Annotated in this window: 15 protein-coding genes; 8 read left to right on the forward strand and 7 right to left on the reverse strand. The window is 57.3% G+C overall.

The window, feature by feature from the left end; genetic code table 11:
* Positions 1-61 precede the first annotated feature (61 nt).
* A complete protein-coding gene (locus Q0915_RS10465) occupies positions 62-499 on the forward strand; it encodes a helix-turn-helix domain-containing protein (RefSeq protein ID WP_299471087.1) in 438 nt (145 codons plus the stop codon).
* 165 nt (positions 500-664) lie between these two features.
* Positions 665-1,141: a hypothetical protein gene (locus tag Q0915_RS10470; protein WP_299471089.1), complete on the forward strand. Its 477-nt coding sequence runs from the start codon at positions 665-667 to the stop codon at positions 1,139-1,141.
* Between the two features lie 17 nt (positions 1,142-1,158).
* Here the strand turns inward: Q0915_RS10470 and Q0915_RS10475 are convergent, their stop codons facing one another.
* From Q0915_RS10475 to Q0915_RS10495, 5 genes are all read right to left on the reverse strand, one after another.
* Complete coding sequence (locus Q0915_RS10475) at positions 1,159-2,556, reverse strand: MATE family efflux transporter (protein ID WP_299471091.1); 1,398 nt, start codon at positions 2,554-2,556, stop codon at positions 1,159-1,161.
* Between the two features lie 200 nt (positions 2,557-2,756).
* Positions 2,757-3,233: a 30S ribosomal protein S9 gene (gene rpsI, locus Q0915_RS10480; protein WP_299471093.1), complete on the reverse strand. Its 477-nt coding sequence runs from the start codon at positions 3,231-3,233 to the stop codon at positions 2,757-2,759.
* A 2-nt stretch (positions 3,234-3,235) separates the two neighbouring features.
* The gene (gene rplM, locus Q0915_RS10485; RefSeq protein WP_299471094.1) at positions 3,236-3,703 is read right to left on the reverse strand and encodes a 50S ribosomal protein L13; all 468 of its coding nucleotides are present in this window, start codon (positions 3,701-3,703) and stop codon (positions 3,236-3,238) included.
* 237 nt (positions 3,704-3,940) lie between these two features.
* Complete coding sequence (locus Q0915_RS10490) at positions 3,941-4,366, reverse strand: PaaI family thioesterase (RefSeq protein WP_299472305.1); 426 nt, start codon at positions 4,364-4,366, stop codon at positions 3,941-3,943.
* A gap of 101 nt (positions 4,367-4,467) precedes the next feature.
* A complete protein-coding gene (locus tag Q0915_RS10495) occupies positions 4,468-5,811 on the reverse strand; it encodes a ferredoxin reductase family protein (RefSeq protein WP_299471095.1) in 1,344 nt (447 codons plus the stop codon).
* A gap of 425 nt (positions 5,812-6,236) precedes the next feature.
* On the opposite strand from Q0915_RS10495, the gene Q0915_RS10500 reads away from it, so the two are divergent.
* A complete protein-coding gene (locus Q0915_RS10500) occupies positions 6,237-6,734 on the forward strand; it encodes a hypothetical protein (protein WP_299471097.1) in 498 nt (165 codons plus the stop codon).
* A 66-nt stretch (positions 6,735-6,800) separates the two neighbouring features.
* Here the strand turns inward: Q0915_RS10500 and bmt are convergent, their stop codons facing one another.
* Both bmt and Q0915_RS10510 read right to left on the reverse strand, forming a co-directional pair.
* On the reverse strand, positions 6,801-7,832 hold the full coding sequence (bmt, locus tag Q0915_RS10505) for a betaine--homocysteine S-methyltransferase (RefSeq protein ID WP_299471098.1): 1,032 nt from the start codon (positions 7,830-7,832) through the stop codon (positions 6,801-6,803).
* A gap of 141 nt (positions 7,833-7,973) precedes the next feature.
* Positions 7,974-10,535, reverse strand: a complete 2,562-nt coding sequence (locus Q0915_RS10510) for an FAD-dependent oxidoreductase (protein ID WP_299471100.1) — start codon at positions 10,533-10,535, stop codon at positions 7,974-7,976.
* Between the two features lie 501 nt (positions 10,536-11,036).
* On the opposite strand from Q0915_RS10510, the gene Q0915_RS10515 reads away from it, so the two are divergent.
* The 5 genes from Q0915_RS10515 (at position 11,037) to Q0915_RS10535 (ending at position 21,817) form a co-directional block, all read left to right on the forward strand.
* Positions 11,037-12,575, forward strand: a complete 1,539-nt coding sequence (locus tag Q0915_RS10515; protein WP_299471102.1) for a trimethylamine methyltransferase family protein — start codon at positions 11,037-11,039, stop codon at positions 12,573-12,575.
* Positions 12,576-12,815: 240 nt separating this feature from the next.
* A complete protein-coding gene (locus Q0915_RS10520) occupies positions 12,816-14,000 on the forward strand; it encodes an AGE family epimerase/isomerase (protein WP_299471104.1) in 1,185 nt (394 codons plus the stop codon).
* 140 nt (positions 14,001-14,140) lie between these two features.
* The gene (gene folD, locus Q0915_RS10525; RefSeq protein WP_299471106.1) at positions 14,141-15,052 is read left to right on the forward strand and encodes a bifunctional methylenetetrahydrofolate dehydrogenase/methenyltetrahydrofolate cyclohydrolase FolD; all 912 of its coding nucleotides are present in this window, start codon (positions 14,141-14,143) and stop codon (positions 15,050-15,052) included.
* Positions 15,053-15,424: 372 nt separating this feature from the next.
* The gene (locus Q0915_RS10530) at positions 15,425-17,329 is read left to right on the forward strand and encodes an autotransporter assembly complex family protein (protein ID WP_299471108.1); all 1,905 of its coding nucleotides are present in this window, start codon (positions 15,425-15,427) and stop codon (positions 17,327-17,329) included.
* Positions 17,330-17,467: 138 nt separating this feature from the next.
* Positions 17,468-21,817, forward strand: a complete 4,350-nt coding sequence (locus Q0915_RS10535; protein ID WP_299471110.1) for a translocation/assembly module TamB domain-containing protein — start codon at positions 17,468-17,470, stop codon at positions 21,815-21,817.
* The last annotated feature ends 40 nt before the right edge of the window (positions 21,818-21,857 follow it).

The following is a 21,857-nucleotide window of genomic DNA, read 5'->3' on the forward strand; positions in this document are numbered from 1 at the left end:
TCCTTGCAATTCGAATAGGATCGCGCCACGCTAACAATTCAAGTCGACTTTAGGTCAAGACATGAAATTACTGGATATTTCCGAAGTCTCCTATCAAACCGGCATTGCTGCCTCAGCGATACGTCACTACGAGGAAAAGGGTCTTCTGACCTCCGTGGGACGGCGGGGCTTAAAACGCCTCTTCGGACCCGAGGTGCTCGATCAACTGGCCCTCATCACGCTCGGGAAAACCGCCGGTTTTTCACTCGATGAGATCAGGGACATGTTCGGGGCCGACGGTCGCCCCGATATCTCACTTGAAAAACTGACCAAAAAAGCAGATGAACTTGACGAACAGATCCGGCACCTTGCAAGCCTCAGAGACATGATCCGTCATGTCGCTGTGTGTTCCGCTCCTTCTCACATGGAATGCCCGCGTTTCAGGAAGTTGTTGCGCGTGGGAGGCAGATCGCGAAAGAAAGCCGCGACTGTTGGCTGGAACAAGAAGTTGATTGGCTGAGGTGGAGCCGCACTCCAAACGAGTGCGCCCGTGACCAAAGCTTGCAGATAGCCAAGTCCAGCTTAAGTTAGAAGATGGTTCTAATTACACTTTGGTTGCATGTCCTGGTTCAGTCGTTTTTTCGGTCACAAAAAACCTCCACAGATCTATCTTGGCGACGTCCAGATGCAGTTGGACTGGAATCTCTTGAGCGCGATTTGCGACGATCTGGACTACACATGGGAGCCGATGCCTGGCCCTCATATCCTGCGGGAGCACTTTTCCAGTTTTCTCGGGCTGCAAAAATACGACACCGCTGTTGCTTCTGATCGCGGCGACCGATTGTTTCATTTAGCCATTACCGACCTGCGTCATGGACACTTCAATGTCGTCCAGGGCGGAGACTACTGGACGCCCTTGTTTTTGCGACCGTCCGTGACAGTTCAAGGCTACCTTCTCGACATCGACACCGGTGATTTGCTCGCCGAAGAAAGGTGGACACAAAAACCCGGATGGGTGCGTTATCGCAACCCCCGTATTCTCGCCCCGAAGCTCCTGTTCGGAGCTGATCCTGCCGGTGCCGAGCTGGACCCACCGATGTGCGAAACGGCTGCGGCAAAGGTGCTGTTGCGCCTGAAACGACAGGCTGACGGCAAGACGTGAGCGCCTCCGGTTCGCGCCTACCTTCTGGAAAAGAACAGGATCACCTGACGCGCCTGGCGCTGGAAGACGCCGGGGCCCTTCGGCTGAACCGGGTGTTTTTCAACGTCCCTCACCACCTGCCGCACCAGAACAAGCGCGAGCAGCCCGAAGACGATGCCGCCGGCCGCCTGCCCGATCAGCACGCCTGGCGCGCCGAGATACGTGCCACCGAGCCAGACAAACGGAATGGTGCCGAGCGTATGACGACCCCAGTTCATCCAGGTGGAAAGAAACGGTCGCCCGAGATTGTTGAAGAAGGCATTCGACACAAAGAGGATGCCGTTGAAGAAGAACACCAGCGCGAGCGGACCGCAAAAGAGATAGATCAGCGTGAGCGCCATACCGTCCGCATCGAACAGCCGCACGATCGGTTCGCGCAGCATGTAGAGCGTCAACGCGGCAACGCCGACAACAAGCGCGGTGAACAACAGCGCATCGCGCAGGGTTTCGCGGACACGGTCGAACTGTCCTGCGCCGTAGTTCTGACCGGCAATCGGGCCGACGGCACCGGAAAGAGCGAAAATGGTCGCAAACGCCAGCGGTGTCATGCGTCCGATGACGGCCATTCCGGCAACAGCGTCCTCACCGAACTCGGCCATGGACCGCGTGACCCAGGCCTGTCCGACAGGGGTCGCCAACTGGGTCAGGATGGCCGGAAACGCAATGGCGGAAACCGGCGGCAGGTCCTTGAACAGCTGAAGTGGCCGCGGCAGGCTGAGGCCACCGTGATAGCGCAGGATCGGCGCGAGCGCGAAAACCGCGATTGCAACACGCGATATGGCGCTGGCGAGCGCCGCTCCGGTCAGTTCCAGGTCGAGACCGAAGATCAGGATCGGATCGAGAACAGCATTGACCATGCCGCCGATGATGGTCGACATCATGGCACGCCGCGCATCGCCATGTGCACGCAGGATGGCGCCGCCCGCCATCCCGAGCAGCAATATGGGAAGCGTCGGAACGATAATCGCGAGGTAAAGCACTGCAAGTTCATGGGTGACGCCGCTCGCCCCGATTAGGGTGACAAGTTCGTCCAGCAAGAGCCAAACGCCGAGTGCGAACACGGCCGCAAACAGGAAGCCTGCCACCAGCGCGTTCGACGCCCGTTGGCGCGCCCGTTCCTTGTCCCCTGCCCCAAGCGCCTGCGCGACGAGAGCACCGGCGGCAATGGCGACCCCAATGTTGAAGGACGTCGTAAAGAAGAGGATCGCGCCCGCATAGCCGATCGCCGCTGCCAGTTCATCCTTGCCGAGCATGGATATGAAGATCATGTCGACAAAATCGACCGCAAAGATCGCCATCAGGCCGATGGATGACGTCAGCGACATCACCGTGACATGGCGAAACAGATTGCCTTCGAGAAACCGTGCCTGGGACATTAAGACCTGATCGGTGCCAGAGCACTGATCCGACCGAGATCAGCGTCAATGAACGAATGAATTTCAGCTGAGATCAGCTCTAGCTGAATTCTTCGCAAGACTGAAGCGACACGGCGCGGACCACTTTCAAATCCAAACAAAAAACCCGCCGGATTTCTCCAGCGGGTTTTTCAAGTCTTTCAGACCAGTTTGTCCGGCGATTAACGCTTGGAGAACTGGAACGACCGGCGGGCCTTGCGCTTACCGAACTTCTTACGCTCAACGACGCGGGCGTCGCGGGTGAGGAAGCCGTTTTTCTTCAGGATGCCGCGCAGTTCCGGCTCGTAATGCGTGAGAGCCTTGGAAAGGCCGTGGCGCACGGCGCCGGCCTGTCCGGAAAGTCCACCACCCGTGACGGTGGCAATGACGTCGTACTGGCCATCACGGTCAGTCAGCATGATCGGCTGACGCAGGATCATCTGCAGGACAGGACGCGCGAAATATTCAGTGAAGTCCTTGCCGTTGACGGAGATCTTGCCGGTGCCCGGCTTGATCCAGACGCGGGCAATCGCGTCTTTACGCTTGCCTGTTGCGTATGCGCGGCCCTGTGCGTCCAGTTTCTGAACGTGGACAGGTGCCTCGGGGGCTGCGGTTTCGACCGCGCCGCCCAGTTCTTCCAGGGATTGCAGCTCAGCCATTGTTAAGCCCTCTTGCCATCATTCTTTGCGTTGAGGCCCTTCACGTCGACCAATTCCGGCGACTGAGCTTCATGCGGGTGGTTCGGACCAGCGTAGACCTTGAGGTTCTTCAGCTGCTTGTTGGAAAGCGGGCCGCCCGGCATCATGCGCTGAACAGCTTTTTCCAGAACGCGCTCCGGAAAACGGCCTTCCATGATACCGCGCGCGGTGCGCTCCTTGATGCCGCCCGGATGTCCGGTGTGCCAGTAGTATTTCTTGTTGTCGTACTTGCGGCCGGTGAGAACCACCTTGTCGGCGTTGATGACGACGATGTTGTCGCCGGTGTCGACATGCGGCGTGTAGGTCGGCAGATGCTTGCCGCGCAGATGATTGGCAATGTAGGCGGCGAGACGGCCGACAACCATGCCTTCTGCATCGATCAAGATCCACTTTTTCTCGACCTCGGCCGGCTTGGCAGAGAAGGTCTTCATGTGATTGATCCAACTTGGTCGGTTAAAGAAAGGGTCCGCGCGGCGTCAAATGAGCCAGCGAACGGACCCTGAATTCGTTCGAGGCAGCTTATACGCCGGTGCAAAGGGACCGTCAAGATCGAATTTTCTGAAGATAAGCCAATTTCTTTATAATTTTCAATTACTTAAAAAAACGGTATTATGTTACCGCATGAAACTTACCGTTTCGACCATTCAATACAAAGCAGTGAGCTGTCATTACCGGGGCGGAACGGAATAGGTTGCCGTTGCATGGGCAACCAGTTCCTCGTCCCCTTCCCCGGCGATGCCGCACTCAACGACGGCCAATCGCTTGCCGAGTTTCAGGAGGCGGCAGGTGCCGAGCAGGTCGCCTTGCGCGGGCTTGCGCAGAAAATTGATGTTGAAATTGGTCGTGACCGCGAGCGCAACCGGACCAATATGCGCAAGGATCACCACATAGGCCGCCAGATCCGCGAGCGCCATCATGGACGGTCCCGATATCGTACCGCCCGGACGAAGATGCTGGTCGGTTGCCGTTAGCCGCATGACAGCCTCGCCCGGAGAAACGCTCTCGATGGAATAGGCTCGCCCACCGGCATGGATCTGCGGAAACTCCCTGTCGAGGAAACCCGCGATCTCCTGTGCTGACATTACCGGCTGCATCTGCTGCCCCCCTACTTCATTCATAACGCGTCGCTTCCTTGGCTTGCTTTTACGTAAACGTCAAAACAAACAGAATGCAAGTGCAGCTTTTGGGGAACTTGTTATTCGGCCGGTTGGGTGTTGGATGTACGCCGTTTCTCGACCGCGTAGATACTTTTGTCCCAAATCCATGCCGCCAGCGTGCTCAGTCCGATGCCGGTCCGCATTTCAAACTCTTCAAAATGGAAGCGCGAGGCTCGCAGTCCCTTCAGCACGAGGCCGCTTTTGAGAGCCTTCCTCATTGCGACCGGGCCACAGAAAAAGACATGCGCACGTGGTAGCTCTCCACCCAGATCTGCCAAGATACAGTCGGGCGTCAATCGGACGCCTTCTGCGGAGTTGACGATGATCACTTCCAGGTTTGAGACTTGCTCCGCGATGTTTTCAAGTTCAACGGCATAGGGAATGTCGTCGCGTTCGCGGACACAATAATAGAGTTTTACCGGACCGGTTTCTTTCGTCTTGAGGCTCTCGGCGAATCCGAGGAACGGCGTAATGCCGACGCCTGCTCCGACCCAGACCTGCGGATCGCGACCGCGCGGCATGGTGAAGTGACCGAAAGGACCCGAGACCGTCGCCTCCATTCCGACCGTGATCTCGCGGCGCAGCCGGTGTGTGTAGTCGCCGAGTTCCTTGATTGAAAACCGAAGGCTTCGGTCCTCACGAGGTGCACCGCTCAACGTAAAGGGGTGCTCTTCCGACAGGCCGCCACCGGCGATAGAAAGGAACGCAAATTGTCCAGGCTTGTGTTTGAGACCGCGGCCTTTCGGTGCCAGTTCGATTTCCGTGAGACCACCAAGATGCCTGACGGATGACACCTTGTAACCGTGCCCGCGCGGCGCCATCGGCCGGACCAGTGACATCCAGACGTAGCTCGCGATCCCAAGCAGACAAAAGGCCGAAATGTAGAGGCCTAGCGGGTCCATGTTCGAAAACGGCTTTTCGATAAAGAAATAGTGGAACGCCCCCAGGATAAAGAATATCCCGATCAGACGATGGCTCCATTTCCACAGGTGATAGGGAATGAAGGTGATGACGGAGGCAAGCGCCAGGATCAAAAGCCCATAAAGGCTGATTTCACCGACATCTTCAGCAATCCCGGCGAGCGGTCCGCCACGCAGGCCATTCATTTCCGCATCGACGATGTCGTGCAGACCCATGGCAACCATCGCGAAAACACCCAACCACTTGTGAAGGACGTAAATCCGGTCGAGCGGACCGAAGATCGTTTCCAGGCCAGGCATACGCGTCGCAATAAACTGGTTGATGCCCATCACGATCAAAGCGGACGACCCCAGATACTGGCTGAAAAGAGCGACGGCATCGCGGGTGGAGGCAAGCGGCGCGAACCAGATGACCGGCAAAAGTGTTGCGAAAGCGATCAGTCCAAGTCCGGGAATTCTCAATGCACGCTCCAGTTCACGTTGCTGCTTTCTGGTGAAAAACAGTTCAGCGCCGAGGTAACATCGGAACCTTCAAAATCAATAAACTTTCGATTAGTTGGCCAGTTGCTCAGGGCCAATTCGGCGTCTACCGGCCCGTTTTTGCATGCATTCACCGCGCAGAGCATAATTCCCGCCTAAGACGATGAGCGAACTGCCGGCAATTGTGAACATTATCGGAACCGCTCCCCAAAAGAGCCATCCCCAAAGAACAGCAGAGTCTACTCGGGTGTCGGAATTGTTTATGTGCGAAAAACTCCATATGACTTGCCCGAGTGCGACCTTCGCAGTCTTGTCAAAGGCACCAGCCAGTGCTTCCAATAGAAACTGCCGGTCCGCATACTGCCCTGCAGATGGCCGAATGTTGCCACTTTGACGCGGAGAGACTTATGCCAAAGGTCCCCTATTTCACGCTCACGACCCCGGTTCTTGCGCTCGTATTTCTTTGTGCCGTTCCAGGTTTGGCTGCATCACAGCAGTGGACCTATATGGATGACCGGTCCTCGCCGCAGAAGCTGGTCGAGAGCTATTACTACGCAATCAGCAACCGGTACTACGTCCAGGCATACAGCTACTTCCAATCGGGCGCTGCACCTGAAGCCTTCGATAAGTGGTCGCAAGGGTATGCCGATACCAAATCTGTTTCTGTGAAATTCGGCTCAACCGCGCCCGACCCGGGCGCCGGTCAAATCTATTGGGCGCTGCCTGTGGTCATCGAAGCGATCCGGAGCGACGGAACATCCAAGGTCTATACAGGCTGCTACAAAATCCACATGACCAATCTCGGCATGCAGACCGACCCGCCCTATCAGCCGATGGGGATCGTCTCGGCTTCGCTGAAGGAATCGAGCACCTCTTTCAAAGAAACGTCTCCAGGAAGCTGTTGAGCAATGCCAGGCACTTGTACAAAAAAGGCGTCCTCAACGGACGCCTGTTAAGATCTGAGCGAAATACTATGCGCGCCTGCGGCCGCGACGGCGACCGGAAGACGGCGAAGCTTCGCTTTCGGCGCGGGCGGCATCTGCAGCCTTGTTCGGTGGAGATACCAGCGGTCCGATGTCGTTCAACACCTCTTCCAGCGTCGGGCGGTCTCCGGCGGCGTGCGTATCGATCGCGTTTCGCATCGCGGCAAGATGGGCTGCCGACGTGCCGCAGCAGCCACCAATGATCCGGGCACCGGCATTCAGCGCCTTGTGGGTGTATTTCGCCATCAGTTCCGGTGTGCCGGTGTAAACCACCTCGTCGCCCCGGATCTGCGGAATGCCGCAGTTGGCCTTCGCAACAACGATGGCATCCGGATAAGCTTCGGTGATCTCCATGATCGCTGCCAGAAGATCTGACGCGCCGACGCCGCAATTGGATCCGATGGCAACCGGTGTACAGGCAAATTCCGACTGCAGATCACCAAGCCCCTTGGGAGCCAGACCCATCATGGTCTTGCCGGCGGTATCGAAGCTCGCCGTGATCACGAGCGGCAGATCGAAATCCTTGGCCGCCTCGGCAACCGCTTTCATTTCCTCAACAGCGGACATCGTTTCCGCCCAAAGGACGTCGGCACCACCTTCCAGGAGACCTTCAATTTGTTCCCGGAATGCGACTACGCCGTCTTCGTAGCTGAGAGCACCGAGAGGCTGGAAGAGTTCACCGGTCGGGCCAATTGATCCCCCAATCAGGACGTCACGTTCAACGGTATCGGCAACCTCCCGCGCTAGACGGACGCCGGCAATGTTGAGTTCCTTCACCCTGCCCTCAGCCTGATGCAGCTTGAGGCGATGCCGATTGCAGCCGAATGTGTTTGTCAGAATGATGTCGGCGCCCGCGTCCACGAACGATTGATGCAACGCCCGGATCTTGTCGGGCTCGTCCGTATTCCAGAGCTCAGGTGCGTCTCCGGAGACAAGCCCCATATCGAAGAGATTCGTGCCTGTTGCACCATCGGCAAGGAGCGCGCCCTTGCTGGCCAGAAGGTCTTCCAGTTTAGACATGTCGCAGTCTTTCGGTCTAAGGCTTGTGCCTGCAATGGCAGAACCCGCGCGGACGTCCACGCGGGCTTGTTATCTTTGAATTCGGTGATCCCTTTAAGCCGAGTTTGGAGAACACGCAAGCGCAATGGCGGTCACGTCTTGTCAGCTTCGCGGTTTCAGGTTCTCCGGGTCATAAAGCGGCTGATAACCGACGCCTGCGACTTCGACCGGATAGGTCTCGGACATATATTCGACGTTGAGTTTCCGTCCGACCTGGCAATATTCCTCGGGCAGATAGGCCAACGCGATATTCTTGCCGATCGTCGGGCCGTAAGCGACCGAGGTCGTGTAGGAAATGCGTCCGAGACTGTCGACAAGCGCCTTGCCCGTTTCAGGGTCCATGACGGGCATGGCGCCAACCGGATACCGTTTGACCCCCTTGGCATCAGTGTTTTCCGTCATAACCAGCGTGCAGAGCGCAGCGGGCTGCTTGTCCCGGGCGCGATACTCCAGGTGCTTTTCCTTGCCCCGGAAATCGGCCTCCTTGACCTTCGGACGGGCAAGATCCGACTCGTAGAGATTGTATTGGGTCAGGAGGTCCGCGTTCTGCAGGCGCAGGCTCTTTTCCATGCGGCGCGAGTTGGCGTAAGTCTCAACACCGACTGCCATGATGCCTTGTGCGCGCAAGGCGTCCCAGACGGCGAGACCGTCCTCGTATTTCATGTGCAGTTCCCACCCCTGCTCGCCGACATAGGAAAGACGCAGCGCCGAGACCGGCTTGCCAGCAATGTCTAGCTGGCGGATTGCGGCAAAGGGGAAGTTCTCCGGATCAAGTGCCGCGGGATCGGAAACGACTTTCTTCAGGTTTTCACGCGCGTTGGGGCCCCATATTCCGATCGTCGTGAACTGTTCGCTGACGTCGGTCACCGTGACGTCGTAGCCCTTATCCTCGGCGACGCGCTTCACATAGTGGTAGTCACGCGGTCCGGCATCAGCACCATCAACGATGCGGCAGCGGTCTTCCATACGGAAGACGGTCAGATCGGCGCGAACATTGCCTTCGTCGTCCAGGAAATGGGTGTAGATCCCTTTTCCGATATTCTTGTCGCCTCCAATTTTTGCGGCGCACAGCCACTCCATCAGGTCGACATGGTCAGGACCCTCCACGTCGAACATATAGAAATGCGAAAGATTGATGATGCCGCAGTCGTCGCTCAGGGCCAGTTGCTCGGCATTTGAGACACGCCAGAAGTGGCGATTGTCCCACTCGGCTTCGCGCACCGGGACCCTGTTGCCGTATTTTTCAAGAAGATGCTCGTTCGCGGCATAACCGTGGGCGCGCTCCCAACCTCCAAGCTCCATGAAGTGGCCACCGAGTTCCACTTCGCGCTCATAGAAGGGAGAGCGTTTGACACCGCGGCCGCTTGCGTAAGGTTCGCGCGGATGGATCGCCGGGAAGTAAATTTTCTGCGCGGCCTCGTAGCAGCGACCGGCGATGAATTCCTCGGTCATCTGATGCGCATAAAAACGCGAGTAGTCGATTGTCGCGTGATCGATCTCGGTGCGCCCGTCGGTAAGCCAGTCGGCAATAAGCTTGCCGTAACCCGGCCCATCCTTGACCCAGATGGCAACGCAGTACCACAGTCCGCGAACTTTCTGGCTTTCACCGCAGGACGGCCCACCGGCGGCGGACACCTGCAGCAGGCCGTTGTAAGAATGACCTTCGTTGTATCCCAGTTCTCCCAGGATGGGTGTCAATTCCATCGCACGTTCGAGCGGCTCAATCACCTGCTCCATCTCAAGATCGCGCTGCGAGGGTGACAGGCGGGCCTGGTCCTTCTCCAGAAGGTCGCGCGGGTGGCACATGCGGGGCTCGTTCGTCTCGTAGTAACCCCACTCGATCTGCCCGCCTTCCGATGTCTTCGGGTCGCCGGTATCGCGCATGTAGGCCGAGTTGCCCTGGTCGCGCAGCAGCGGATAGCCGATGTCCTTGCCGGTGCCTTCAAACTCATTGAACGGCCCGAAGAATGTTAGCGGGTGGTCGACAGGCATTACGGGAAGATCCTCACCGACCATCTCGGCGATCTGGCGGCCCCATAATCCGGCACAAACGATAACATGATCGGCCATGATGGTGCCGCGATGGGTAACGACGCCCTTGATCCGGCCATCCTCAACGATGAGCGATTTTGCCGGCGTATTGGCAAACGCCTTCAATTTGCCGGTCTGTTCCGCCATGTCGACGAGTTTTCCGGCGACAGTCTGTGAGCGTGGGATAACGAGACCCGCATCGGGATCGAACATTCCCCCTTGAACCATGTCTTCTTCGATGAGCGGAAACAGTTCCTTTATCTCAGACGGATTCACAAGGCGCACATTCGTTCCAAAAGCCTTGCCGGAGGTCACCTTGCGCTTGATCTCCTCCATCCAGGTGTCGTCACCCGCGCGCGCAACTTCCAAACCACCGACACGAGCGTAATGGCCCATTTTGTCAAAGAACTCGATGGAGTATTGCGTCGTCCAGACGGACAGGTAGTCGTGGCTTGTCGTGTAGCAGAAGTCTGAGGCATGAGCTGTCGATCCGATGTCTGTCGGAATGCCGGACTTGTCGATGCCCACAACATCATCCCAACCGCGCTCCAGGAGGTGATGCGCGACCGACGCACCAACTATCCCGCCCAAACCGACGATGACGACCTTTGCCCTGTCAGGAAACGCTGACATGTCCTATTCCTTCTCAAATACGTTGAAGCGGCGTTTCAACTCACCACTTCCGCAAGCCTCCGACCCGCGAAACAGATTGTTGCAACAGACATACGGCTTTTTGTGCGATCAGGCACCCGCCGGAATCTGATCTTCGGCGCGCAGTATCGCGACAGATCGACACCTGAAGTAGCTTGATTGCGTCACGGCAGCATTATCTCAACGACACGGCCGGCGTAAATGACAACAAGCGATTGTGGAAAATCCTTTGCAATGTGACTGTGCGATCACAATGCGCGGAACCGTCGGTCTTTGTCGGCACGATTTATTGAAACCATGCTGTCGGTCCCCGACAAGACTGGTTTTGGAAATCTTTTTGAAGCGAATGGACTTGCGGGATAAACTCCATCAAGTAAGTGACATGACGTATTTATAGCAAAGTGCGACGTATCTGGAGCCGGGTTGATTAAGCGCCTGAGAAAGACTACGCCGAACTTTAAGAACCACCTTTGGAGCTGAATAATGTCAGACGCTGCCACGTCAGGCCGTCGAGGTCGATCCGCCCGCCGCGAACGCAGGCAAGCGGGTCCCGCAGGTCAGGCCGTCCCCTACATTTCCAGAAAACTACCCGTCTACGACGTTCTCAGCGAGGAAGGCGTCGAGAAGATCGAAGCCAACGCCGACCGGATCCTGGCCGAAATCGGGCTTGAATTCCGGGAAGACCCCGAAGTCCTCAATGTCTGGAAAGCCGCAGGGGCAGACGTCGACGGCGAACGCGTCCGTTTTCCCAAAGGAATGCTTCGGGAAATCCTGAAAACCGCGCCGTCGCAGTTCACGCAGCATGCGCGCAACCCGGCCCGGAATGTCGAAATCGGCGGCAACAATCTGGTGTTCGCCCCGGTCTACGGCCCACCTTTCGTGACCGATCTGGATCAGGGGCGCCGGTACGGCACGATTGAGGACTTCCGCAATTTCGTCAAACTCGCCTACATGTCGCCGTGGATGCATCATTCGGGGGGCACGGTCTGCGAGCCGGTGGATCTGCCGGTGAACAAACGCCATTTCGATATGGTCTATTCCCATATCAAATACAGCGACAAACCATTCATGGGCTCGGTGACCGCACCTGAGCGTGCGGAAGATTCCGTCAAAATGGCGCAAATCGCTTTCGGCGAGGAATTCGTCGACCAGAATTGCGTGATGATCCAGCTGATCAACGCCAACTCCCCTCTGGTCTTCGATGCGACCATGCTCGGCGCGCTGAAGGTTTATGCGCGCAACAATCAGGCCTGCATCGTGTCGCCCTTCATTCTTGCAGGTGCCATGAGCCCGGTCACCGTGGCAGGCACACTGTCGCAGGTCCTGTGCGAAGCCATGGCAGGTTGCGCATTGACACAGCTGATCCGCCCAGGCGCACCCGTCGTTTTCGGTGCCTTCGTCAGCTCCATCTCCATGCAGTCGGGCGCACCCACATTCGGCAGCCCTGAAGGGTCCCTGCTCCTGAACGGTGCCGCCAAACTCGCCCGTCGTCTCAACTTGCCATTCCGGTCGGGTGGGTCGTTCACAGCGTCCAAACTGCCGGACGCGCAATCGGCGCAGGAATCGGCGCAGACGATCCTGGCGACACTCCAATCAGGGGTAAACTTCGCGCTCCACTCTGCAGGCTGGCTGGAGGGAGGCCTCTGCTCGTCTTACGAGAAGTTCGTCATGGACGCGGACCAGCTAGGCATGATGCATGTTCTGGCAAAAGGTATCGATGTGTCGGACGAAACACTTGCCATGGACGCGTTGCAGGAAGTCGGACCTGGTGGACACTTTCTCGGCGCGGCACACACGCAGCGCAACTTCGAAAGCGCGTTCTACCGCTCTTCGATCGCCGACAACAATTCCTATGAGCAATGGCTCGCCGACGGCGAACTGGATGCGGCCCGGCGGGCGAACGGCAAATGGAAGGAAATGCTCAGATCCTATACCGGGCCGGAACTCGATCCCGCCATTGACGACGCTCTGCAGGCTTACATTACCGAGCGCAAAGCGTCCTTCCCGGACAGCAACGTCTAACACTGCCACAAAAAACAGATGCTCCGGGATATCCGGAGCATCGCATGTCGGTTCCCCGCTGCCGAATTCCAGTCTCTGTGTCGGTGGGGCCGAGCTGATCTTCCGGGTACGACTACGTTCACCGTTACACTCTTTTTGCCGTCAAGGGTCCCTTTTGCGGAAGATTGCCGTTAGAACGGCCACGTATTGATGGCACAGAATCGATCCGTACCGTCGTCACCGCAGACAATGAGGAATTCGATGGCAGATCCGCATCAAAGCACAGACGCTCATATGCTGCGCCCGCTGTCTGACGAACTGGCCCACTGGCTTACTGAGAAAGCACTGCCGCTTTGGCAATCGCACGGTATTGACATTGCCAAGGGAGAATGTTTCGAAGCGATTGATATCGTTGATATAACCACCATCAATTCCGCGCGGCGCGCGCGCGTCGTGCCGCGCCAGATTTATTCCTTCCTGAAAGGAGCGAAGCTCGGGTGGCAGGGTCCTGCGCACAAGATAGCAACGGGACTTTTCGACTGGTTCCTGCGCACCTATCTGACGAAACAGGGATACGCAGCGGCGGCGGTCGACCTTGATAACAAGATCGTCGACGACACCTTCGACCTCTATAATCAGGCTTTTGCCCTGTTTGCGTTCGCACAGGTTTCCGCCGCAATACCAGACCGGAAATCCGAGGCTGTCGAGTGCGCCGCCAATCTCTTGAACTACCTTTTGGAACACTACAAACATCCTGAAGCAGGTTTTCGCGAAGCCAATCCGGACAAACGCCCGCTTTGTTCCAACCCTCATATGCACCTCTTCGAGGCCTGTCTTGCGTGGGAAGACGTGTCCGATGACCCTGCATGGTCGGATCTGGCGGACGAGATCGCCGAACTCGCACTGAACAGGTTCATCGACCCCGTATCTGGCGGCCTGAGAGAGTTCTTCGACCTCGACTGGACGCCTCTTCCCGGGGATAAGGGCCGCATCATGGAGCCTGGACATCAGTTCGAGTGGGCATGGCTGCTGTGCCGGTGGGGCCGTTCGCGCGGCGATGCCGGTGCCTTGCTTGCCGCCCGCCGGCTCTACGATATCGGCTGGACCTATGGCATAGACGAGAACCGCGGTGTCACATTCATGGCGCTCAACGATGATTTCACGGTTCAAAACCCTTTGGCGCGGCTTTGGGGCCAGACCGAGTGGATCAAGGCTGCCATTGCCTTGGCCGAAATATCAAGCGGACCGGAACGCGACGCCTATTTCACCGATATTCCCGCGGCCGTCGCAGCGCTCCGCGTCTTTTTCAAGGATGCGCCGGACGGGCTTTATCTCGACAAACTGGCTCCGGACGGCTCGTTTGCGAATGAACCGGCTCCGGCAAGCTCGCTGTATCATATTGTTTGCGCAATTTCGGAATTGGACAGGTTCACCAAATCAGGTTGAACATCTGCCCTCGCCGCAACCTCACAATGGCGAAACCAGAGTAGGAAACGACGCAATCTGCCTTTTTCAAATCTGCTCCTCACTCTATAGCTTGTCGCCGGATTCGATGGAAACAACCCGATCAGCGACAAGGAGGCTGAATGCCCCAGGCTCAAATTATTGATGGCAAAGCCATTGCAGAATCTGTTCGTGACGAGATCACCCGCCGTGCGGCGGCGCTGCTTGAAGCGAGCGGCAAGCGCCCCGGTCTTGCCGTTGTGCTTGTCGGGGAAGACCCTGCAAGCCAAGTCTATGTGCGAAACAAGGACCGTGCCGCGGAAGCCTGTGGGTTTCACTCCGTCAAGCACACACTTTCAGCAGATGCCAGCGAGGCGGACGTTCTGGCACTTGTGGAACAGCTGAACAACGATCCGGAAATTCACGGAATTCTGGTCCAGCTTCCTCTTCCCGGCCATATCGACGAAAGCAAGGTTCTTCGCCTGATCCGTCCGGAAAAAGATGTCGACGGGTTTCATCCAGTCAATGTAGGTCTGCTAACGGCGGGTGAACGCGACAGCGCCCTCGTTCCGTGCACGCCGGCCGGAAGCCTCGTGCTTCTGAAGCGTACGCTTGGCGACACGCTCTCCGGAAAATCTGCAGTGGTCGTCGGACGGTCCAACATCGTCGGCAAGCCGATGGCCAGCCTGCTGCTCCAGGAAAGCTGCACCGTCACGATCGCGCACAGCCGCACCCGGGATCTTCCCGATGTGGTTCGTGCAGCCGACATCGTCGTGGCGGCTGTCGGACGTCCGGAAATGGTCAAGGGTGACTGGATCAAGGACGGTGCAACGCTGATCGACGTCGGCATCAACAGGATACCAGCGCCTGAACGCGGAGAAGGCAAATCACGCCTCGTCGGCGACGTCGCCTTTGACGAAGCCGTGGGTCATGCCGGGGCCATCACGCCGGTACCTGGCGGCGTTGGCCCGATGACAATCGCGATGCTGATGGTCAATACGCTGACCGCAGCGCGACGCCTCATGGGACTTCCGGAAGAAGAACCGCTTTTTTGAACCGCATTCATGAGTTTTTTGAATGAAACGCGCCGGCAATTGTCGGCGCGTTTGTTTTGAGGCCAGCAATTTTTGCTTTTGAACGCGAGTTATTCCTTCTCAACAGTTTCCGGCAAACCATTGACCTCTCTTGGCTCTTGCTTTCAACTAAGGGTCATGGTCTATCGAGATTCAACAAGATTTAACCATGGCAAACTAGTTTGTCTTACGTAGGGGCTTTTGAGCAGTCGGGCTAATGCGCAATTCAACGTCTTGACGCGCGGGCCGGGCCAACCCGTCAGGCGGCAGTAAGTGAAGGGTCTACCGTCTTGCTTCTCCGGTCTTTGCCGGAGCGCGGGTCGTACCGCAGGTAAAAGGCTGGCTGCCTTCAAAGTGGCTGGCCCTTTGGGTGTTTTAAGACCTGCAATCGTCGCCAGTTTGGTTCTGTTTCCGGTTTCAGCCGCGGTCATTCCTGCATATGCCTTTGAGATTTTCGGTTGGAAGCCATTTGGCGGATCCGAGGAAGAAGAAGGCGAAGCAGTTCCGAACCCCCTGCCCTACGAAGCGGAAATCGCCGTCTCAACGGGTGACGAAGAGCTTACGAAGGATCTCAAGAGCGCGTCCCTGCTGATCCAGCAACAGGACAAACCGCCTTCGGGCGAAGCCGGATTGATCTCTCGAGCCCTGTCGGATCGTGAAAGGCTCGTTGCAAAGCTTTACGCGGATGGGCGCTATGGAGGCACGGTTTCCATAACACTCGCAGGCATTCCGCTGGAAACGGCCCTGGAACTCAGCGACTTGCCGGACACCCGGCCGATCAAGGTCGCCATCCTGATCAATCCCGGGCCGGTTTTCACCTTCGGCAACGTCTCGGTCTCTTCCACTGGCGGTGACCTTTCCACTGATCCGTCTTTCTGGGGCCTGGCGCCCGGTGATGTTGCCGGATCGGGCAAAATACTTTCCGCCGAAGGGCGTATTGTCTCTGTGCTCCGCGGACGCGGTTATCCAAAAGCGAAAATCGCCGAGCGGCGCATTACCGCTGATCACAGCACAAACAAGCTCGACGTCAGACTTGTTGCCGATGCAGGGCCGCGGGCAAGGTTCGGAACTGTATCCGTAAACGGCACCGAGGTTACGGAGCCGGGCTTCGTCAAACAACAGGCCATGTTGCCCGAAGGCGGCATCTATTCGCCCGAAGATATCGCCCGCGCCCGAAAACGGCTGAACGATCTGGGTATCTTTTCGTCCATAAGGTTTGTCGAGGGCGACATAGCGGGCCCCGACGGCAACTTGCCGATTACAATCGAGGTCAGTGAAAGAAAACGTCACGTAATCGGTGCTGGCGCTTCCTGGTCCAGCACGGAAGGATTCGGCGTCGAAGCCTATTGGCGGCGCAGAAACCTTTTCGGACGCGGTGAATTGCTCTCGGTCGAAGGGTCCATTGGCCGGATCGGGACCGAAAGCTTTGAGAATCAGGAATATTCCGCGCGGATCGCTTTTGAAAAACCGGGTGTTTTCGGTCCGTTGACGAGTTTTTCAACCAGTCTGGAAGCCCGACAGGAAAACCCGGACGCCTACAAAAGCAGAACCGTCACCTACAACGCTTTCCTGAACCGTGAGTTCTCTGAAAAACTGAAAGGCAGAGCCGGTGCCGAAGTGTTCTTTGCGGATGAGGAAGACGCCTTTGGTGACGACGAGTACCTGCTTGTCGGTCTCCCGGCGGATCTTGTCTTCGATAACAGAGACGACAAACTCAATCCGTCAAAAGGTGTCTTTGCAGCCGTGTTCGGCGAACCTGCCTATGACACGCTCAACTCGAATGCCATGGGGTTTATCAAGGGCACCGTTTCGAGCTATTACGCACTTGACCAGGCGAATCGGTTCATCCTGGCCGGCAGGGTTTCGGTCGGATCAATCCTTGCCCCCTCAGTCGAATCGGTCCCGGCCAGCCGCCGGTTCATAGCGGGCGGTGGTGGGTCGATAAGGGGCTACGCCTACCGGAATGTCGGCCCCAGGGTGGATGGCGAGGTTGTCGGTGGCCGTTCGCTTGTCGAACTGTCCGGGGAAGTCCGCGTTCGTGTGACAGAGACAATCGGCATTGTCGGTTTTGTCGATGCCGGCAATGCGTACGAAGACAGTGTTCCGGATTTCTCGGAAGAACTGAAAGTCGGCGTTGGCGCCGGCCTTCGTTATTTTACACCGATCGGACCGCTGCGCATCGATGCTGCGATCCCACTTGATCCTGGCAATGACGATCCCGATTTTGCGCTTTATGTCGGCTTAAGTCAGGCGTTTTAGAAGCCTTTCAGTCGCGCGGCATAAAAAGAAGCGCTTCACTCAGGGCGTCCAACTGGTGCCCAAATGCCCTGTTAAAAACACTGAAACTCAACACTTTTTTGTTGCATACTACCCGGTGACGGACAGACGTTGGTCCAAATGCGTTTCTTGAGCCTTACATTGCGGATTCTTGGGTTTCTGGTTGTGATTGCGATCGCAATACCAGTGCTTGTGATCGCCGCGCTTCAGGTACCGGCCGGCCGCAACCTCGTTTCCAACGTTGTCAGTTCGATTGCTTCCACTGAAACACAGACAGTGAAGGTCGAAGGCTTGTACCTGAGTTTCGGACTGAGCGCGGCTCTGGATATGGTTACGCTCGCTGATACGGAAGGGGTGTGGCTTGAAGCTTCACAGATTGAGCTGGACTGGAAACCGTTGCATCTGTTTTCAGGAGATCTCGACATTGCCTCTGTCAAATCAAAGCAGATCGACCTGAACCGCCTTCCAGTGAGCGAACCTGCCACGCAGTCCGAGTCTTCAGAAGAGGAGCCGACAGAAACCGGTGCAGCCTCTCTGCCCGTGAACATTTCCTTGCAGGATCTCTTGCTTTCGGAAGTCAATCTTGGTCATGAGCTTCTCGATGAACCCATCTCCCTTTCAGTTTCAGGATCAGGTGCATTTGCGTTGGATCCGGCACTCGTCACCGCTGCTCTGGATGTTCATCGCGTGGACGGTGTTGACGCACGGCTGACTGCCAATGGTGAATTCGAGCCTTCGGCCGAAACGCTCACATTCGACCTGGTTTTATCAGAGCCACGCGGCGGGTTGGCCGCACGCCTTCTGGAAATACCGGACCTTCCAGCCATCAGGCTTGACCTTGCGGGAAATGGTCCGCTGACGGACTGGGGTGCAAAACTGGATGTCGCGCTTGACGGCCGCTCGACCGTCACCGGGTCGGCAAAGCTCAAGGAAGAACCCGGAGAACGTCAACTGATGTTCGACCTTGACGGTGATCTGGAACCGCTGGCCCCGCCGCTTGCAAGGTCGTTTTTTCTGGGAACGACAAAGGCATCCGGCAACGCCCGCTTCACAAAAGACTTTGCGCCGCAGGCAGCTGATATCGTCCTGAACACGCAAACCGTTTCGGTCAAGGCAAACGCGACACTTGAAAACGGGCCTATCAGCGCTGCAGGAACGGTGTCCGTCAATGCAGGCGGAGGCGCGCTGGTTGCGCTTGATCTGGGGGAGCGAAGGGTTGCGTTTGGACCGCTAGATGCCGACTTCGCCCTAAGCGGCGACCGGAATGCCGCCGAGTGGTCCGCGAACCTTGACCTGGATGCCCTTCAGACAAACGAAGCCAGAACCGGAAAGATTATTCTGACAGCCTCCGGCAAGGGCGCAAACCTTCAACCCGGCGTCCTGACATCACCATTCGACCTGTCGCTTTCTGTCGAAGAGCTCGATGGATTGACACCACAGACGGAACCGTTGTCGGGAAGTGTTGCGCTCAAGGCTGCAGGTGACATTAACGGCTCCGAACAGTCGGCTACCCTTTCCGACCTCGCGTTCACGTCCGAAGCTGCCGCCCTGACGCTGACAGATACGCTCGCGTCAGCAAGCAAGATTTCCGGTCAGGGACGTCTTTCCGTTCAAGATCTCGACGCGTTCTCAAAACTGGCTAACCGGACGCTCGGCGGCAGCGTTTCCACGTCATTTTCGATCGAACTCGATCCCTCCGACATGTCCGGCTCGGCGACGCTTGCCGCTGCGACGCAAGATCTGGAAACCGGTATCACGCAGGCAGACGCCCTGATGGCAGGCGACACCCAAATCGATGCGGTCGTGGAAATGGCGGGTGCAAACGATATCACGCTCAAGAGCATATCACTGAAAAACGCTGCGATGCGATTTGACGGTGAAGCGCACTACGCGGATACGGCCCTTGCGTCAGACTTTTCAGTCTCTCTTGCCGATCTCGGCAAGGTCGACCCCCAGCTTTCGGGAGCCCTGGAGCTGAAGGCCAAAACATCTGGGCCCGTTGATGCGCTGGAAGTGGAAGCTGATGCGACATCCAAACAGATCATGCTTGCCGGCACACCGCTCGACGATCTCGCATTTTCCGCCATCGCGACAGCCGACATGGCAGCGCCAAGCGCTACTGTGACAACATCTGCCCAACTGAACGGACAACCGATTGCAGTGGATATTGTGCTCAAGAGCACTAATGGCGGCGCCGACATCAACCCGCTTTCGGTCAAGCTGGCAGGCAACACAGTAACAGGCTCGCTCGCCGTCTCCGATCTTCAAAACCCGATCGAAACTTTACAAGGTGATCTGGAAATCGATGCCCCCGATTTGGCGTCGCTTTCACCGCTCATTCTCACGGAAATCGGCGGACAGCTTCAGGGCAGCGTTCTGGCCGATCCGGATAACAAACAACTGGCCGTCGATTTGACCGGTTCTGACATCGATGTTCCTTCGCTCAGCATCGGTCAGATCAAGTTGAAGGCCAACATCGCCGCCCCCTATTCACCGCAATCGGCGTCGGCTGATATTGAGCTTTCGGACCTAATCACGGACGCAACACCGATCCACGCCGTTTCGATCCTTGCCGAGCCTGACAATGGCGGCACTTCCGTGAAGGTTGATGCAAAAATTGACCAGGGAAGCGAAGACGGACTTTCGCTGGTGGGACATGTGTCGCAACCAACCACGAATGCCTATGATGTTGCTCTTCAAGAGCTCTCGATGCGCTATCAAGGGCTTTCAAGCCGCCTGCTGCAACCGACGAGTATCTCTTATGCGGATGGCAATGCCGACATTCAGCCCCTGGAACTTAAACTCGGTAACGGGTCGCTTGCAGTCTCCGGTAAGGCAGGGCAAACCCTTGATCTTTCCGCTGAATTGAAATCCGTTCCGCTCAATCTTGCCAACGCTTTTTTGCCCTCCCTTGGCCTTGGCGGAACCCTTTCCGGGACCGTGAACGCACAGGGAAGTTCGACGTCTCCGGAGGCCAATTGGACAATTTCGGGTGCGGGCCTCACTGCAGCGGAGCTGAAAAACAACGGTCTTGCCGCGCTCAATCTTCAAACTTCAGGGAGCTTGAAGGACAATCAGGTCACTCAGAAAACAACCGCGAGCGACCCCAACGGTTTGACGCTGACCGCGGCGGGAAGCGTTGGGTTGTCTCAGCCCAATCCTCTAGCAATCTCGCTCGATGGCACGATACCGGTGGCTGCATTGAAACGCCCCCTGCTGGAAGCAGGCATTCGCGGTGAAGGGGCAATTTCGCTCAAAGGCAATGTAGGCGGTTCCGCTGCGTCTCCGACCTATCAGATCACAGCAACGCCAGCCGGACTGAAGGTTACCAGCCTATCGACTGGGCTTACGGTGCAGAACATCGGGGGCAGTGCTTCGGTCACACAGGACCAGGCCGCGCTCAATGCGATCACCGGAGAAGTTGCAACCGGCGGCACGCTGTCGGCATCAGGGACCGTTGGAATGAATGACGGTTTTCCCGCGAATCTGGCACTGAAGCTGGACCGCGGCCGGTACGTGGACCCGGGATTGGTAACCGCGGAGGTCGATGCGGACATCAAGATCACCGGACCGCTCGCGTCGCCATCGAATTCCGCCCTTATCGGCGGCACTGTCACGATCAACAAGGCCGACGTCTCCATTCCCGAATATCTCCCCGGCGCGATACCGCCCGTTGAAGTCAGGCACGTGAATGCGCCCCAGGCGATCCGACAACAGGTCGCGGAACTTGGCGGCGAGCCGAAAAAGTCGCAGGCGCAGCAGAAGTCCGTCCCGCCGCGTCTTGATGTCATTTTGTCAGCGCCCGGCCGGATTTTCATTCGCGGACGGGGTCTCGATACCGAATTGCAGGGCAACCTGAAAATCGTTGGAACAACCGCCGACCCTCAGGCAATCGGTGCCTTCTCTCTCAAGCGTGGCCAGCTGGATATCCTGGCGCGTCGTCTGACCTTTTCCCGCGGCAGCGCAACGTTTGACGGGTCCCTGACACCGCTTATCGACTTCGCTGCGACGACTTCAGTGAACAGCACAACGATCACCGTTACAGTGAGCGGTCAGGCGGACGACCCGGAGATCGCTTTCTCCTCCTCTCCCGAACTTCCGCAGGACGAAGTGCTTGCCCTGCTTTTGTTCGGCAAGAGCGTCGGCAACCTGTCGGCGACACAGATTGCAAGCCTTGCGGCGGCCCTCGCAACACTGACTGGTGGCAGCGACAGCGGTCCTCTTGCCACAATCAGAAAATCACTCGGCTTGGACGCCATTGACATCAACACCGATGGTGACGAGGGCCCGTCCGTCGCAGTGGGCAAATACATTAACGACAACATCTACCTTGGTGTCGAACAGGGGACTGGATCCGGCTCAAGCCGGGTCAAGGTCGATATCGATCTTGATCGCGGATTGAAGGTGCGCGGCGAGGTTGGTGCCGACGGCTCTTCAAAGGCCGGGATCTTCTTCGAGCGCGAATACTGAGCCGACTATGCAGCCCGTGATTTTTACCAAGTATTCGGTC

The sequence above is a fragment of the uncultured Roseibium sp. genome, assembly GCF_947494555.1.
In the GTDB taxonomy this organism is placed as follows: domain Bacteria; phylum Pseudomonadota; class Alphaproteobacteria; order Rhizobiales; family Stappiaceae; genus Roseibium.

Excerpts from the sequence above, each read along its gene's own strand:
- Q0915_RS10465 (WP_299471087.1), top strand. The coding sequence starts at position 62 with ATGAAATTACTGGATATTTCCGAAGTCTCCTATCAAACCGGCATTGCT.
- Q0915_RS10470 (WP_299471089.1), top strand. The coding sequence starts at position 665 with ATGCAGTTGGACTGGAATCTCTTGAGCGCGATTTGCGACGATCTGGAC.
- Q0915_RS10475 (WP_299471091.1), bottom strand. The coding sequence starts at position 2,556 with ATGTCCCAGGCACGGTTTCTCGAAGGCAATCTGTTTCGCCATGTCACG.
- rpsI (WP_299471093.1), bottom strand. The coding sequence starts at position 3,233 with ATGGCTGAGCTGCAATCCCTGGAAGAACTGGGCGGCGCGGTCGAAACC.
- rplM (WP_299471094.1), bottom strand. The coding sequence starts at position 3,703 with ATGAAGACCTTCTCTGCCAAGCCGGCCGAGGTCGAGAAAAAGTGGATC.
- Q0915_RS10490 (WP_299472305.1), bottom strand. The coding sequence starts at position 4,366 with ATGCAGCCGGTAATGTCAGCACAGGAGATCGCGGGTTTCCTCGACAGG.
- Q0915_RS10500 (WP_299471097.1), top strand. The coding sequence starts at position 6,237 with ATGCCAAAGGTCCCCTATTTCACGCTCACGACCCCGGTTCTTGCGCTC.
- bmt (WP_299471098.1), bottom strand. The coding sequence starts at position 7,832 with ATGTCTAAACTGGAAGACCTTCTGGCCAGCAAGGGCGCGCTCCTTGCC.
- Q0915_RS10510 (WP_299471100.1), bottom strand. The coding sequence starts at position 10,535 with ATGTCAGCGTTTCCTGACAGGGCAAAGGTCGTCATCGTCGGTTTGGGC.
- Q0915_RS10515 (WP_299471102.1), top strand. The coding sequence starts at position 11,037 with ATGTCAGACGCTGCCACGTCAGGCCGTCGAGGTCGATCCGCCCGCCGC.
- Q0915_RS10520 (WP_299471104.1), top strand. The coding sequence starts at position 12,816 with ATGGCAGATCCGCATCAAAGCACAGACGCTCATATGCTGCGCCCGCTG.
- folD (WP_299471106.1), top strand. The coding sequence starts at position 14,141 with ATGCCCCAGGCTCAAATTATTGATGGCAAAGCCATTGCAGAATCTGTT.
- Q0915_RS10535 (WP_299471110.1), top strand. The coding sequence starts at position 17,468 with ATGCGTTTCTTGAGCCTTACATTGCGGATTCTTGGGTTTCTGGTTGTG.